Genomic DNA, 13,759 nt, shown 5'->3' with positions numbered 1-13,759 from the left:
ATGTTCGTCCGGAGCATCGCTGTAGTCGGCACCGGCTATGTCGGCCTGACCACAGGCGTCTGCCTCGCCTCTCTCGGCCACCGCGTGGTCTGCGCCGATGTCGACCAGGACAAGATCGCGCGGTTGTCCCGCGGCGAAGTCGACATCCTGGAGCCCCGGCTTGCCGAACTGGTGGCCGAGGGACTCGCCGCAGGCAGGTTGAGCTTCGTCCTCGGCGCCCGAGCCGCCGTCGCGCCGGAATCGGGTACCGCCGCCGAAATCGTGTTCCTGTGCGTGCCGACCCCGATGGGCGTGGGCGGCGTCGCGGACCTGGGCTCGGTGGAAGCGGTGCTGCGCGAGATCACCGAAGTACTGGCACCGGATTCGGTCGTGGTCAACAAGTCGACTGTGCCCGTCGGGACCGCAGACCGCACGCAGGAGCTGCTGGGCCGCGACGACGTCGCCGTGGTCAGCAACCCCGAGTTCTTGCGCGAGGGGTCGGCGGTCGAGGACTTCCTGAAGCCGGACCGGATCGTCGTCGGCAGCCGGTCGCAGGACGCGGCGGAACGCGTCGCCGCCCTGTATTCGCGGCTCGGCGCGCCGACGGTCCTCACCGACGCGGCAAGCGCAGAGCTGGTGAAGTATTCGGCGAACTGTTTCCTCGCCATGAAGTTGTCGTATGTCAATGCGATGGCCGAACTGTGCGAGCGACTGGGTGCGGACATCGGCGACGTCACCGAGGGCATGGGCTACGACCGCCGGATCGGCCAGTCGTTCCTCAGGCCCGGCCCGGGTTGGGGCGGCTCGTGCCTGCCGAAGGACACCAGGGCGATGTTGCAGATCGCGGACTCCGCCGACTTTGAGTTCCGCCTGCTGCGCGCGGCAATCGACACGAACGAACGGCAGCGGCAGCGCATCGTGGACAAAGTGCGGCAATCGGTCACCGGGCGGCGTTCCGGCACGCTCTCGCATGCGCGCGTCGGCCTCCTCGGCCTCACGTTCAAGGCCAACACTGACGACCTGCGTGATTCGCCCGCGATCGCGGTCGCCGCGATGCTCCGCCAGGACGGTGCCGATCTCGTCGCGTACGACCCGGCGGTGCCGGCCGGCACCACGCATCCGGCACTGGCGTCGATCAACGTGGTCGAGGATCCGGAGCTGGCCGCCAAGGACGTCGACGCGCTCGTCGTGCTCACCGAATGGCCGCAGTTCCGTACGCTCGATTGGCCGCGCCTGGCCGAGCTGACGCGGTGTCCGGTCGTCGTGGACACCCGCAATTTGATCGACCCGGACGTGCTCGCCCGCGCCGGATTTCGGTGGTACGGCCTCGGGAGGCGGTGAATACCGGCGCTGAGCCCGCGAGAACCGCCGGCCGTGCGCCGGGTGCGGACCAACGCCGTTCAGTCCGGAAGCGCGGTCAGCCGGCGCGAAGGGCGCATCAACGCCCCGAGCGCGGCTCTCGCGGTGCGTCGTCCGCCGAGCGAACGGAAGAACTCGCCGAACGCCACCGCGGCGAAGTAGGCCGCCGACGCCAGGCTCCCGCTGCGCCGGCGAAAAAGCTCGACCCGGTTGACGGTGAGCAGCGCCCGCAACTCCGGGTTGGCACGGGACTCGCCGCCGAGGTGATCGACCACCGCGGTCGGCTCGTACCACGGCTGCCAGCCGAAATCCTTTGCCCGCAAGCAGAACTCCGCCTCTTCGCCGTAAAGCAGGAACGATTCGTCCCACGGGCCGATATCGTGCAACGCCTCAGCGCTGATCAGCATCGCCGCTCCGGTGCCCCAGGCGACCGGACGGGGGTACTCGTATTGCACTGGATCAGTGATCAGCTCGCCCATCGTTCCCCATCGGCCCGCGCACGCGCTTCCCACGATCGCTTCGGCCAGCGCGCGGCGCACCGTGGGATCGCGGCGGATCGAAGGCTGGAGCGAACCGTCCACGTTGAGCAGCCGTGGATAGACGATGCCTCTGCGCGGGTAATCGAGCGCCTTTCCGAGCACGGCCAGTGAGCCCGCACGGGGGCGTGCGTCCGGATTCAGGACGAAGACCGCGTCCACGTCGACGTTCTGGACTTCTTTGATCGCCACGTTGAGGGCCGCGGCGCGACCGCCGCCGTGCCCGGTGCTCACCAGCCGAACGGGAAAGTCCCAGCCGCGGCTCGCGATCTCCGGGGTGTCGTCGCTGGACATGGTGTCGGCCACGACCACCTCGACGAGTTCTGTGCCGTGGCACGCAGCGGGAAGCGAAGCGAGGCATCCGGGCAGCACTTCGGCGCTTTTGTAGGTCACGACCACGACCGACACTCGGAACTGCTGCTCGCTCACATCCGAAAGGTCGGTCCGGAGCATGCCCTTGTTACGGCGAACTTCGTTGGGCACCAACGTATATCAGGCCGCCATCAGCACTGCTTGGCAGAGTTCGCGGCAGCTCTCGCGCCGAGCATTCTCCTCAGTTCTCTGAAAAACTCAGTTTCCGCCCACGAACTCCGACGCCAGCTTTTCGCCCGTGCTCGTCGCCGCGGCGTGGTCCTCGATCGGGTTCACCGCCGAGTCCTTGAAGCACACGTACGTCACGCCGGAGTCGACGCCGCCGTTCTTCGGGTCCGGGTTGATGCCGAGGTCCTTGGCCGTCGCGTACGACGCTTCGCCGATGATCTTGTTCGGCCCGGTGTCCCCGATGACCGCGTATTCGACCTTGCCTTTGTAGATCACCGCGCAGGAACCGCCTCCGTTGAGGCCGGAGTTTTCGTAGTTCCAGATGCTGCTCGAACTGGGGACGACGATGTACGGCAGCTTGGCGGCGTTGAGCGGTTTCCCGTCGGATTGCGGGAAAGCGGTGTCGGGCAGGAAGCAGCAGTCGGTGTTCTCGTTGCACTCGGTGGTGCGCTGGCCGTCGCAGTCGATGTCCATGTCGGCTTTCCAGAAGACCGCTTTGCCCGCGTCGCAGACCGGGACGGACGCGCTGCCGGAGTCTTCGTCGGTTTGGTATTTGCCGTTGGAGATCTGATTGCAGGACGCCACCTTGGCGAGGATCTGATCCGCGGTCGGGCCCGCCTGGACCGCTTCCGGAGCGGGGGTCGCCGCGGAGGCGAGCGCGGTGGGCAGGACGGCGGCGGCTATCGCCAGAATCGCGAGCAGGACGAGTTTCCGCATCGACGCTCCCTGTTTATTAGGAAACTTTCCTTACGGCGGCGCGCGCTCAGGATGCCGCCGAACGGATGCGGTCACAACCCGCCAAAAGAGGGTGTTTTTTCCCGCCGAAGCGAGCAGTCCGTGAAGACTCGTCTCGAATGGAGGACCGGTTACCGACCGGGCCTCGACGCCCAGCGGCCGGTGAATCGGCGCGGACGGCGGCTCACTGCCTCGGCCCACCGCGGGCTCAGGTCCGAGCGGATCTCCGTCCGCGACCGCACCAGTGCCGCCCCGCGCACTCCGCCGACATTCGCGTACACGCGCGTCGCTCCGGCGTCGCGCAGATGCGTCAGCACCCGACGGTCGAACCGGCCCTCCGGCAGCGAAAACCGCCGCACCGGCGTACCGCTCAACTGCTCCAGCAACCTCGGCGCGTCGTCCAGTTCCCGGCGCACCGCGAACGAACCGTCGAACCGCCGCCAGTCCAGCCGGTCCCAGCCGTGCGATCCGACGTGCATCCCCGCGTCCACCAGCTGCCGCAGCCCGGCGCGGTCGACGTACCCGCGCTCGCCGACCCGGCCGGCCAACGGGAAGAACTCGGCGTAAAGCCCGCGCTCGACCAGCCGCGGCAAGGCGATCTCGACGTCCGACGAGTTCCCGTCGTCGAAGGTGAGCTGCGCACCCGTCCCCGAGACGACGTCCAGCAGCGCGTCGAACTGCTGCACGGTGATCCACCGCTCGTCCTCACCGGGATCGAGGGCCCGCTGGGGCTTCCCGATGCCGTGCACCGCAAAGGTGATCATCGCGCCTCCCGTCCGTCGTACCGTACCCGATTAATCGGATTAGCAAACGGAGTAGTTACCGACGCCGATCCCATGGTCAACAGTGCATTTCCAGCCCAGACTAAACACTCCCGCAGGAAAATCGGAATATGTCCACACTTGTAGACAGCCCCCATCTTCACACGTTTGGGTGAAGATTCAATGATTGCGTTGATAGTGCCGCCGCGCCTTCTCCCGGTTGCCGCAGGCCGCCATCGAGCACCAGCGGGCGCGATTGGCGCGGCTGCGATCGAGCAGGAACAGCTGGCACTCGTCATTCGCGCAGGCCCGCAGCCGCCCAGGAAGATCCTTTTCGAGCGCCGCCCAATCCAGAATCGCTTCGACGGCCAGCCGAGCATGCGGCGGCGTTTCCACTGACCACTGCAGCCCGTCCGCGGAGACCTCCGGAACCTGCCGCACCCTGTCGAGAAGCGGACGCAACACAGTCGGCGAGCTGTCCCCGCGCACGACGTCGCGCAGGAGATCTCGCGCCTGACGCAGCAGCTCCAGCTCCGCGGCGCTTCCGTCTCCGCCGTGCTCCCGCGCCCACTGCTGCCCCAGCGCGTCCTGTTCCTCGCCGTTGACCAGCGGCCTGCTGTTGAGCAGGTCGAGCACGTCCATCGCAGCCCCTAACCAGATTGAACCCTTTGACAGGTTAGCCCGGCCATGCTTCCATGGCGAGCACCTAACCAGATTAAAACCTCAAAGGGGTTAGCCATGATCCAGCACCGGACGGCGACCGTCGACGGCCACGAGCTCTTTTACCGCGAGGCCGGTCCCGCCGACGCGCCCGCGATCGTCCTGCTGCACGGGTATCCGACCAGCTCGTTCATGTTCCGGAACCTCATCCCGCTGCTGGCCGGCCGCTACCGCGTGATCGCGCCGGACCACCTCGGCTTCGGGCACTCCGCCGCTCCCTCAGCCGACGAGTTCGACTACACCTTCGACGCACTCGCCGACCTCACGTCCGGCCTGCTCGACCAGCTCGGCCTGGACCGCTATGCGGTGTACGTCCAGGACTACGGTGCCCCGATCGCCTGGCGGCTCGCTCTCAAGCACCCCGACCGGATCTCCGCCATCGTCACGCAGAACGGCAACGGATACGAGGAAGGCTTCGTCGACTCGTTCTGGACCGGCCTCTGGGCCTACGGCGCGAACCCCGGCCCGGATACCGAACCGGCTGTCCGCGCCGCGCTGAGCTACGACGCCATCCGCTGGCAGTACCTGCACGGCGTCCCCGACCCGAGCCTGGTCAGCCCGGACACCTGGGAACACGACCACGCCCGGGTGTCCCGCCCCGGCAACGACGAAATCCAGCTCGCGCTGTTCCGCGACTACCAGAACAACCGCCCGCTTTACCCGCTGCTGCACGAATTCCTGCGCACGCACGACGTCCCGGTGCTCGCCGTGTGGGGCCGCAACGACGAGATCTTCGGCCCGGCCGGCGCCGAAGCCTTCGCCCGCGACGCGCGAGACGCCGAAGTGCATCTGATCGACGGCGGCCACTTCCTGCTGGAAAGCCATCTCGACGTCGTCGCGGGCTACCTGCACGGCTTCCTCGGCCGGGTCCTCAGGTAACCGGGCTCGGCGAAACCGGCGTCCTACTTGCGGATCTCCAGCGTGCAGCACTTCGGCCCGCCGCCAGCCTTCCGCAGCTCCGAAATGTCCACATACACCGGCTCGTAACCCCGCTCAGCGAGCCGCGCGCCAAGGTCGGTCGCCTCGACCGGCAACACGACGTTGCGCCCGTCGGACACCCCGTTCAGCCCGAAGCATTCGGCGTCGGCTGCGGTGGCAAGCACTGCGTCCGGGAACATCCGGCGCAGCACCCGCTGCGAGCCCGGCGAGAACGCGTCCGGGTAGTAGACGACCTGCGCGGTCGTCGTGTCCGTCGCCTCGGCCAGCACGAACAGCGCGGTGTCGAGGTGGTAGTAGCGCGGGTCGATCAGCTGCAGCGACACGACCGGGACGCCGAGGACCTCCTGCGCCTCGGCGTGCGCGGCCGGGTCGGTGCGGAAGCCGGTGCCGGCCAGCAGCACCCGGCCGGTCCAGGCGAAATCGCCCTCGGCCTCGTTGATCTTCTCCGGCATGGTCAGGTCGCGGTAGCCGTGTTCGAGGAACCAGCGGCGGAAGTGCTCCGCCTCGGCGGCGCGCTGCGGGGCGCGGAACCGCGAGCCGAGCACGCGCCCGTCCACGACGGTGCCCGAGTTGGCCGCGAACACCATGTCCGGAAGGCCAGGTTGCGGGTCGATTTCCTCGACCGTGTGGCCGAGGCGGCGGTAGGTGTCGCGCAGCTCGGTCCACTGCGCGACGGCGACGTCCGCGCTGACCGGCTTCGAGGGGTCCATCCAGGGGTTGATCGCGTAGTCGACGGCGAAATAACGCGGCGGGCACATCAGGTAACGGCGGGGCGTGGGCACCCGCGGCGGCACAACCTCTCCCTGCATGCAACAAGGCTAAGGTCGACCTAATCTCGCAATCAATCGCTGTTCACTGCGCACCTGCGTGCTAAACATTGCGTGTGAACACCATCGACCAGCGAATCGTTTCCTGCCTGGTGGCCAACGCCCGCTCCAGCTACGCGGAGATCGGCAAGGTGGTCGGGCTGTCCGCCCCGGCGGTGAAACGACGCGTGGACCGGCTGTTGGAAACGGGCGTGCTGCGCGGCTTCACCGCGGTCGTCGACCCGGAGGCGCTCGGCTGGGGCACCGAGGCGTTCGTCGAGGTGCACTGCCAGGGCAACGTCACGCCCGGCCGGATCCGGGCCCGGCTCGAACCGTTGACCGAGGTCGTCGCCGCGTACACGGTGTCCGGCGCGGCGGACGCGATCGTCCACCTGCGCGCCGCCGACATCCACCACCTCGAGACCGCGTTGGAACGGCTGCGCGGGTTGGAAATCATCGACCGGACAGTGTCGACAGTCGTGCTGTCCCGGCTGTTGGAGCGGCCGCCGACGCCGTCCTGAATGACGGTTCTAACCGGCAGCGGCACCCACGACCCTGCGATGCTGAGCGCCATGACCGACCGCATTCACAGCGAGCACGACCAGGGCATCGCGCTGCTCACCGTCGACGCCCCGAAAAGCCGCAACGCGCTCACCCTCGACCTCTCCGCCGAACTGGCCGCCGCGGTCGCGCGCGCCGAGGCCGACGAGAGTGTGCACGCCGTGATCGTCACGGGCGCCCCGCCGGCGTTCTGCGCGGGCGCGGACCTCACCGCGCTGGGCAAGGCAGACGCCGAAGGATTGCGTTCGGTGTACGCGGGCTTCCTCGCTGTCGCGGGATGCAGCCTGCCGACGATCGCCGCGGTCGGCGGGGCCGCCGTCGGCGCTGGTCTGAACCTCGCACTGGCCGCCGACGTCCGGCTCGTGGGTCCGCACGCCAAGTTCATCCCACGGTTTCTCGAACTCGGCTTGCACCCCGGCGGCGGCATGACCTGGATGTCGCAACGAATCCTCGGTCCGCAGCAGGCGTCCGCGATGGCGTTGTTCGGCGAAACCCTTACCGCGGAATCCGCGGTAAGGGTGGGGTTCGCCCTGCGCTTGGTGGACGGCGACCACGACGCATTGGTCCAGGCCGCCCGCGACCTCGCCGCCCCGGCGGTCGCCGCTCCGCGCGAGGTGGTGCTGTCCACCAAGCGGACTATGCGGCAGACGAGCGGCCTGACCGAACACGCCGCCGCGGTCGACGCCGAACTCGCTCCGCAGCTGGAATCGCTGGCCGCACCGGCATTCGCGGAGCGATTGGCGGCGATGAAAGCGCGCATCAGCGGCCGCTGAGCACCGCCGCGCACAAATTCTCACATTCCGAGAACCCTCAACCTGGAGCAAACTGCTGGTCAGTGCCGTACCGGCGGCGAGAGACGCGCGTCACTCCGGACGCCGGGCCGATTCGCCCTACGATCGAAGACACCCCGGTGGGCACTCGGCCTGGCGACCCCACACTTGACCGCTCTGCGACCGCGGCCACAGGTGTGGCGAGTAACCTCGGAAGCAGGCCTCGGCGGGCTCCCCGGGGAGCCGACCCTGGCCCGCAGCACGCCGGGAGAGAGGGATTCCCTGACCCATGAGCACCAGTGCGAACGGCAGCGCGGCCGGGAACGGGCACGGCGCGCTGGCCGCGTCCCGGACCACCGAGGTGAACAAGCTGGACCGGGTGGTCATCCGGTTTGCCGGCGACTCGGGCGACGGGATGCAGCTGACCGGCGACCGGTTCACCTCGGAGGCGGCTGCCTTCGGGAACGACCTGTCGACCATGCCCAACTTCCCCGCCGAGATCCGGGCGCCGCAGGGCACCATCCCCGGCGTCTCGTCCTTCCAGGTGCATTTCGCCGACTACGACATCCTCACGCCGGGCGACCGGCCGGACGTGCTCGTCGCGATGAACCCCGCCGCGCTCAAGGCGAACGTGCGCGACGTCCCGCACGGCGGGACGATCATCCTCAACACCGACGAGTTCTCCAAGCGGAACCTGGTGAAGGTCGGCTACGAGACCGACCCGCTCGACGACGATTCGCTGTCGCCGTTCCAGGTGCACCGGGTCGCTATGTCGACGCTGACCCAGGGCGCGCTCGCCGACACCGGCCTCGGCAAGAAGGACGCCGAACGCTGCAAGAACATGTTCGCGCTCGGCCTGTTGTCGTGGATGTACCACCGGCCGACCGAGGGCACCGAGCGGTTCCTGCGCGAGAAGTTCGCGAAGAAGCCGGACATCGCCGAGGCGAACATCCTCGCCTTCCGGGCGGGCTGGAACTACGGCGAGACCACCGAATCGTTCGCGACCACCTTCGAGGTCGCGCCCGCGAAGCTGAACAAGGGCACCTATCGGCAGATCACCGGGAACACCGCGCTGGCGTACGGGATCGTGGCCGCCGGACAGCAGTCCGGGCTGCAGATCCTGCTCGGCACGTACCCGATCACGCCGGCCTCGGACGTGCTGCACGAACTGTCCAAGCACAAGAACTACGGCATCATCACCTTCCAGGCCGAGGACGAGATCGCGGGCATCGGGGCCGCGCTCGGCGCGTCCTACGGCGGGGCGCTGGGCATCACGTCCACGTCCGGCCCCGGCGTCGCGCTCAAGTCGGAGACCATCGGCCTCGGCGTGATGACCGAACTGCCGCTGGTGATCATCGACGTGCAGCGCGGCGGGCCGTCCACCGGCCTGCCGACCAAGACCGAGCAGGCCGACCTGCTGCAGGCGATGTTCGGCCGCAACGGCGAATCGCCGGTGCCGATCGTCGCGCCGCTCTCGCCCGCCGACTGTTTCGACGCGGCGATCGAGGCCACCCGGATCGCGCTGAAGTACCGCACGCCGGTGCTGCTGCTGTCCGACGGCGCGATCGCCAACGGGTCCGAACCGTGGCTGGTCCCGAATGTCGAGGACCTGCCGGATCTGCGCGTGGAATTCGCGTCAGAACCCAACTCCGACAACGGATCCGGCGAGTTCTGGCCGTACGTGCGCGATCCGGAGACGCTCGCGCGGGCGTGGGCGATCCCGGGCACTCCCGGGCTGCAGCACCGCATCGGCGGGCTGGAGAAGGCCGACGGCACCGGGCACATCTCCTACGACCCGGACAACCACGACAAGATGGTGCGGCTGCGCCAGGCGAAGGTCGACGGCATCGACGTGCCGGACCTCGAGGTCGACGACCCGTCCGGCGAGGCGCGCGTGCTGGCGCTGGGCTGGGGTTCGTCCTACGGCCCGATCGGCGCGGCCTGCCGCCGGGTGCGCAAGCTCGGGATGCCGATCGCGCAGGCGCACCTGCGCCACCTCAACCCGTTGCCGCACAACCTCGGCGAGGTGCTGGCCCGCTACGACCGGGTCGTCGTCCCGGAGATGAACCTCGGCCAGCTCGCGCTGCTGCTGCGGGCGAAGTACCTGGTGGACGTGCACTCCTACACCAAGGTCGCCGGCCTGCCGTTCAAGGCCGAGGAACTGCAGAACGTGTTCGCCGACATCATCGCCAACCTCGTTCCGGAGGGCGTCAAGTGACCGCCATCGATCTCGGGCTGCCGCAGTTGGGCGGCATCGACCTGGTGCCGACCACCGACGAACCGCAGAAGGCCAAGGACTACAAGTCCGACCAGGAAGTGCGCTGGTGCCCCGGGTGCGGCGACTACGTGGTGCTCAACGCCGTGCAGTCGTTCCTGCCGACGCTCGGGCTGAAGCGCGAGAACATCGTCTTCATCTCCGGCATCGGCTGCTCGTCGCGGTTCCCGTACTACCTCAACACCTACGGCATGCACTCGATCCACGGCCGCGCGCCGTCGATCGCGACCGGGCTCGCCACCACGCGTCCCGACCTGTCGGCGTGGGTCGTCACCGGCGACGGCGACGCGCTGTCCATCGGCGGCAACCACCTGATCCACGCGTTGCGGCGCAACGTGAACATCAAGATCCTGCTGTTCAACAACCGGATCTACGGGCTGACCAAGGGCCAGTACTCGCCGACGTCCGGCCAGGGCATGGTCACCAAGTCGACCCCGATGGGTTCGCTGGACACGCCGTTCAACCCGCTGTCGCTGGCGATCGGCGCGGAAGCGTCGTTCGTGGGCCGCGCGATGGACTCCGACCGCAAGGGCCTCACCGAAGTCCTTGAAGCGGCGGCGAAACACCGCGGTTCGGCGCTGGTGGAGATCTACCAGAACTGCCCGATCTTCAACGACGGCGCGTTCGATGTGCTGAAGGACAAGGACGAGGCCGCGTCCCGGCTGATCCCGCTGCGCGCGGGCGAACCGATCCGCTTCGGCCCGGAAGCCGAATTCGGCGTCCGCCGCGGCGACTGGGGCGGCCTGGACGTCGGCAAGGTCGCCGAGATCGGCGAGGAAAACCTGGTGGTGCACGACCCGTCGATCGCGGACACGTCGTACGCCTTCGCGCTTTCCCGCCTCGGCGACCAGAACCTGAACCACGTCCCGACGGGCATCCTGCGCCAGGTCGAACGCCCCACCTACGACGACGCCGCACGGGCCCAGGTCGAGCAGGCGCGCGAAGCGCGGAAGCCGGACCTGCAGGGATTGTTGCGAGGCAAGGACACCTGGACCGTCGCATAGTCCACATAAGACAGAGGCCGCCACTCCCGATCTCGGGAATGGCGGCCTTTGTCTTATGTGGACTCAGTGCAGCGGACGGAACCCGACCCGCTCAGCATCGGCGGCGCTGCGGAACCACACCTCAGCCACCATCTTCGGGAACTGCGGCGAATCCTCCCCGCAATACCGCAACGCCGTCACGCTCGCCTTCACCGTGAATCCCTCCGCCGGACGACCGCCGCCCGGACGCGGCATCGCCGAACCGGGTCCGAACGGTCCCGGCGGCACCGCGTCGTCCGCGGTCTGCCGTGCGGGCGGCGGTTCCGGAGCGGCCATCGCGGCCTGATTCGGTTGCACGGACGGCTCGAACAGCGAACCGCTGTGTCCGCCCGCGAGATCCGGTTCGCGGCGCTCCACCGGGCGCATCGACGGCTGGATCGGCCGCGGCGGGTCGAAACCGCCACGCGGGGATTCGCGGCGCTGTCGCTTCGGCAGGCCCTGGCTGCCTTCCGGAGTGTCCTCTGTGGACTCGGCGGCGACAGGCTCGACGCTCGGGATCAGGTGATCGGTCGACGAATCCTCTTCGAGGTGGCCGACGGCTGACTCCACCGGTTCGGCGGGTTCCTCGAACGGCGACCGCTGCGCCGCTTCCGGCTGGTTGAACCAGTCCGGTTCCGGTTCGGGCGCGCGGCCCGGGCCCGGACGGAACAGCGAGACCGGCTCGGACTCCGAAGCCGTGCTGTCCAACGGAGTCGGGTCGAGCCGTCGCTCCAAAGAGGACAGACCGTCCGCCGGTTCGGCGAGGTGCCGGCTCGGCTCCTCTTCGGCGGGACTCTCCGAGTGATCCGCTGCGGGAACGTCGGCCGGTTCCGGAATCCGGTGGTAACCGCTGTCGTGCTCGTCCGCCGACTCCGCGCCGCGGTGGTAGCCGCTTTCGTGCTCGTCGGCGGGTTCTGCGACGCGGTGGTAGCCGCTGTCGTGGTCCGCGGCCGGTTCCGCGATGCGGTGCGAACCGGTGTCGACCGGCTGCAGGTACTCGGTGGCCGCGGCGCGGTAGGCCGAACCGGAGTCCTCCGGAGCGCTCTCGGCCGGGGCGCTGTCGAAAAGCCCGTTCGCCGCTTGGTGTTCGCGAGCCTCGGCCTGTGCGAACGCCTCGTCGAGGTCGTCCTCCGGCGCTTCCGCGGTGTCCGCGGCAGAAGCAGCGGCCGGTTCCGGCGCCGTGCGGTATTCCGCGTCGTACTCGGCTTCCGGCTCGAAGGCGCTCGTCGCCTGGATGACTTCCGTCGGAGCGTGCTCGCGGCGGTCTCTGGTCCAGTCCTCCGCGGGCGGCAGCACCGCGGTGCGCGCGGGCGTGCTGGCCGCGGCGCGGGCCGTGTCGGCGTGTGCGCTCGCCAGTTCCGTTTCCAGTTCGCGCACCCGTTTGCGCGCCGGACGCGCCAGCACCAGCCAGGCGATGACCGCGCCGACAATGAAGGCCAGCAGGCTCCAGAGCCACACCTGCCCGAAAATGGACATTTCTCGCCCCTTTTAGAACGTTCGCGCGACCAGGTAGTCGGCGACCGACTCGCAAGCGTCGCGCGCAGGGGAAGCGGGCAGCGAGGCGAGCTCGGCACGTGCTCGGGAAGCGTAGTCGGAAAGGGTTTCACGCGCGCGTTCGAGGCCACTGGAACGGCGCAGCAGCTCGAGCGCCTCGGCCACCAGGTCGTCGTCGGTGATGGGGCCGGCGAGCAGCTCGACGAGCCGCGGGTCGGTGCCCGGATCGGCCAGCGCGTACAGCATCGGCAGCGTGCGAACGCCTTCCCGCAGGTCAGTGCCCTGCGCCTTGCCCAGCTCGACCGAGGGCGACGCGATGTCGATGACGTCGTCGGAGATCTGGAAGGCCGCGCCGATGATGTCGCCGAAGCGGCGCAGTGCCTGGATGTGCTCCTCGGCCGCACCGGACATCATGCCGCCGAAGCGCCCGGACGTCGCGATCAGCGACCCGGTCTTCTGCGCGATGACGGTGAGGTAGTGCTCGACCGGATCGTCGCCAGGGCCGGGACCGACGGTCTCCCGCATCTGCCCGCTGACCAGCTCGCCGAACGTCTCGGCGATGATCCGCGCGGCGTCCGTCCCCAGGTCGGCAACGAGCCGGGAGGCGTGCGCGAAGAGGTAGTCACCGGTGAGGATCGCGACCGTGTTGTCCCAGCGCGAGTTGACGCTCTCCGCGCCGCGCCGCATGGTCGCCTCGTCCATGACATCGTCGTGATACAGCGTCGCGAGGTGCACCAACTCGACGGCGGCAGCAGCGATCAGCACCTGCTCGCCCTGCTTCGGCCCGAACTGCGCCGACAGCAGCGTGAACAGCGGACGAAAACGTTTGCCCCCCGCCTCGACCAGGTGCAACGCCGCGTCGTGCACAGCGGGCACGTCACTCTTCACGACGTCCCGCAGCATCGTCTCGACGTCCGCCAGCCCGCCCGCGATGGCGCGCAGCAACGGCTCGTCCTGGATCTGCAGCCCGACGGTCGCGCGCAGGTCCTCTACAGCGCCATCCCGGGCCGCCCCCGGAGGTGGTGAAGACACAGACACGTCGGCTCCGCTCTCTCATGGCGCTCTTCGCCAGTCGGTTACCCCCTTCAGGGTAGTGGTTGCCCCGCGGCCTGCCTTTACCCGCTGTCCTGCGGAAACGGTGACGAACGCGACACTGCCGCCCCTGATGCCCGCCACGCCACGAACGGGTTGATCCGCGATCCCGGACGGGTGATCGCCGCCCGAGGACGCAACGGGCGATTCGGACCTGCGGATAGTCGGGA

13 protein-coding genes are annotated in these 13,759 nt (G+C 68.7%); 6 read left to right on the top strand and 7 right to left on the bottom strand.

What is annotated here, in order from left to right; translation table 11 throughout:
* Positions 1-1,320 (top strand): UDP-glucose dehydrogenase family protein, encoded by a 1,320-nt coding sequence (locus WA670_RS07120; protein ID WP_238603443.1) that lies wholly within the window; start codon positions 1-3, stop codon positions 1,318-1,320.
* A gap of 59 nt (positions 1,321-1,379) precedes the next feature.
* On the opposite strand, the gene WA670_RS07115 is transcribed toward WA670_RS07120, so the two are convergent.
* The 4 genes from WA670_RS07115 to WA670_RS07100 all read right to left on the bottom strand — a co-directional run bounded on the left by WA670_RS07115 (position 1,380) and on the right by WA670_RS07100 (position 4,552).
* A complete protein-coding gene (locus WA670_RS07115) occupies positions 1,380-2,303 on the bottom strand; it encodes a glycosyltransferase family 2 protein (RefSeq protein WP_238603444.1) in 924 nt (307 codons plus the stop codon).
* A 141-nt stretch (positions 2,304-2,444) separates the two neighbouring features.
* Entirely contained in the window at positions 2,445-3,131 is a 687-nt protein-coding gene (locus WA670_RS07110) for a glycoside hydrolase family 75 protein (RefSeq protein ID WP_238603445.1), read from the bottom strand.
* A 149-nt stretch (positions 3,132-3,280) separates the two neighbouring features.
* On the bottom strand, positions 3,281-3,913 hold the full coding sequence (locus WA670_RS07105; RefSeq protein WP_037816349.1) for a polysaccharide deacetylase family protein: 633 nt from the start codon (positions 3,911-3,913) through the stop codon (positions 3,281-3,283).
* A gap of 177 nt (positions 3,914-4,090) precedes the next feature.
* Positions 4,091-4,552 (bottom strand): CGNR zinc finger domain-containing protein, encoded by a 462-nt coding sequence (locus WA670_RS07100; RefSeq protein WP_134733059.1) that lies wholly within the window; start codon positions 4,550-4,552, stop codon positions 4,091-4,093.
* Between the two features lie 96 nt (positions 4,553-4,648).
* On the opposite strand from WA670_RS07100, the gene WA670_RS07095 reads away from it, so the two are divergent.
* Positions 4,649-5,509 (top strand): alpha/beta fold hydrolase, encoded by an 861-nt coding sequence (locus tag WA670_RS07095; RefSeq protein WP_205673385.1) that lies wholly within the window; start codon positions 4,649-4,651, stop codon positions 5,507-5,509.
* A 23-nt stretch (positions 5,510-5,532) separates the two neighbouring features.
* On the opposite strand, the gene ddaH is transcribed toward WA670_RS07095, so the two are convergent.
* Positions 5,533-6,378 (bottom strand): dimethylargininase, encoded by an 846-nt coding sequence (gene ddaH, locus WA670_RS07090; protein ID WP_107051121.1) that lies wholly within the window; start codon positions 6,376-6,378, stop codon positions 5,533-5,535.
* Positions 6,379-6,452: 74 nt separating this feature from the next.
* Here ddaH and WA670_RS07085 point away from each other — a divergent pair, with 74 nt between their 5' ends.
* The 4 genes from WA670_RS07085 (at position 6,453) to WA670_RS07070 (ending at position 10,985) form a co-directional block, all read left to right on the top strand.
* The gene (locus WA670_RS07085) at positions 6,453-6,896 is read left to right on the top strand and encodes an Lrp/AsnC family transcriptional regulator (RefSeq protein ID WP_037712217.1); all 444 of its coding nucleotides are present in this window, start codon (positions 6,453-6,455) and stop codon (positions 6,894-6,896) included.
* A 51-nt stretch (positions 6,897-6,947) separates the two neighbouring features.
* Entirely contained in the window at positions 6,948-7,709 is a 762-nt protein-coding gene (locus WA670_RS07080; RefSeq protein ID WP_043827733.1) for an enoyl-CoA hydratase, read from the top strand.
* Positions 7,710-7,995: 286 nt separating this feature from the next.
* The gene (locus WA670_RS07075; protein ID WP_134663697.1) at positions 7,996-9,924 is read left to right on the top strand and encodes a 2-oxoacid:acceptor oxidoreductase subunit alpha; all 1,929 of its coding nucleotides are present in this window, start codon (positions 7,996-7,998) and stop codon (positions 9,922-9,924) included.
* Positions 9,921-10,985: a 2-oxoacid:ferredoxin oxidoreductase subunit beta gene (locus tag WA670_RS07070; protein ID WP_336157159.1), complete on the top strand. Its 1,065-nt coding sequence runs from the start codon at positions 9,921-9,923 to the stop codon at positions 10,983-10,985. Before WA670_RS07075 ends, WA670_RS07070 begins: the two co-directional genes overlap by 4 nt.
* 63 nt (positions 10,986-11,048) lie before the next feature.
* Here the strand turns inward: WA670_RS07070 and WA670_RS07065 are convergent, their stop codons facing one another.
* Positions 11,049-12,479 (bottom strand): sunset domain-containing protein, encoded by a 1,431-nt coding sequence (locus WA670_RS07065; protein ID WP_336157158.1) that lies wholly within the window; start codon positions 12,477-12,479, stop codon positions 11,049-11,051.
* Positions 12,480-12,491: 12 nt separating this feature from the next.
* Entirely contained in the window at positions 12,492-13,529 is a 1,038-nt protein-coding gene (locus WA670_RS07060) for a polyprenyl synthetase family protein (protein WP_037816359.1), read from the bottom strand.
* Between the last annotated feature and the right edge of the window lie 230 nt (positions 13,530-13,759).

Origin of the sequence: Amycolatopsis sp. VC5-11, assembly GCF_037034185.1 — a bacterium.
GTDB lineage: Bacteria > Actinomycetota > Actinomycetes > Mycobacteriales > Pseudonocardiaceae > Amycolatopsis > Amycolatopsis nivea.
Note: the sequence above shows the minus strand (reverse complement) of the source record. Positions and strands in the feature narration are given on the sequence as shown.

What these genes read in the sequence shown, in the direction of transcription:
- ddaH (WP_107051121.1), bottom strand. Translation starts at nt 6,378, where the DNA reads ATGCAGGGAGAGGTTGTGCCGCCGCGGGTGCCCACGCCCCGCCGTTAC.
- WA670_RS07095 (WP_205673385.1), top strand. Translation starts at nt 4,649, where the DNA reads ATGATCCAGCACCGGACGGCGACCGTCGACGGCCACGAGCTCTTTTAC.
- WA670_RS07075 (WP_134663697.1), top strand. Translation starts at nt 7,996, where the DNA reads ATGAGCACCAGTGCGAACGGCAGCGCGGCCGGGAACGGGCACGGCGCG.
- WA670_RS07110 (WP_238603445.1), bottom strand. Translation starts at nt 3,131, where the DNA reads ATGCGGAAACTCGTCCTGCTCGCGATTCTGGCGATAGCCGCCGCCGTC.
- WA670_RS07105 (WP_037816349.1), bottom strand. Translation starts at nt 3,913, where the DNA reads ATGATCACCTTTGCGGTGCACGGCATCGGGAAGCCCCAGCGGGCCCTC.
- WA670_RS07080 (WP_043827733.1), top strand. Translation starts at nt 6,948, where the DNA reads ATGACCGACCGCATTCACAGCGAGCACGACCAGGGCATCGCGCTGCTC.
- WA670_RS07100 (WP_134733059.1), bottom strand. Translation starts at nt 4,552, where the DNA reads ATGGACGTGCTCGACCTGCTCAACAGCAGGCCGCTGGTCAACGGCGAG.
- WA670_RS07120 (WP_238603443.1), top strand. Translation starts at nt 1, where the DNA reads ATGTTCGTCCGGAGCATCGCTGTAGTCGGCACCGGCTATGTCGGCCTG.
- WA670_RS07065 (WP_336157158.1), bottom strand. Translation starts at nt 12,479, where the DNA reads ATGTCCATTTTCGGGCAGGTGTGGCTCTGGAGCCTGCTGGCCTTCATT.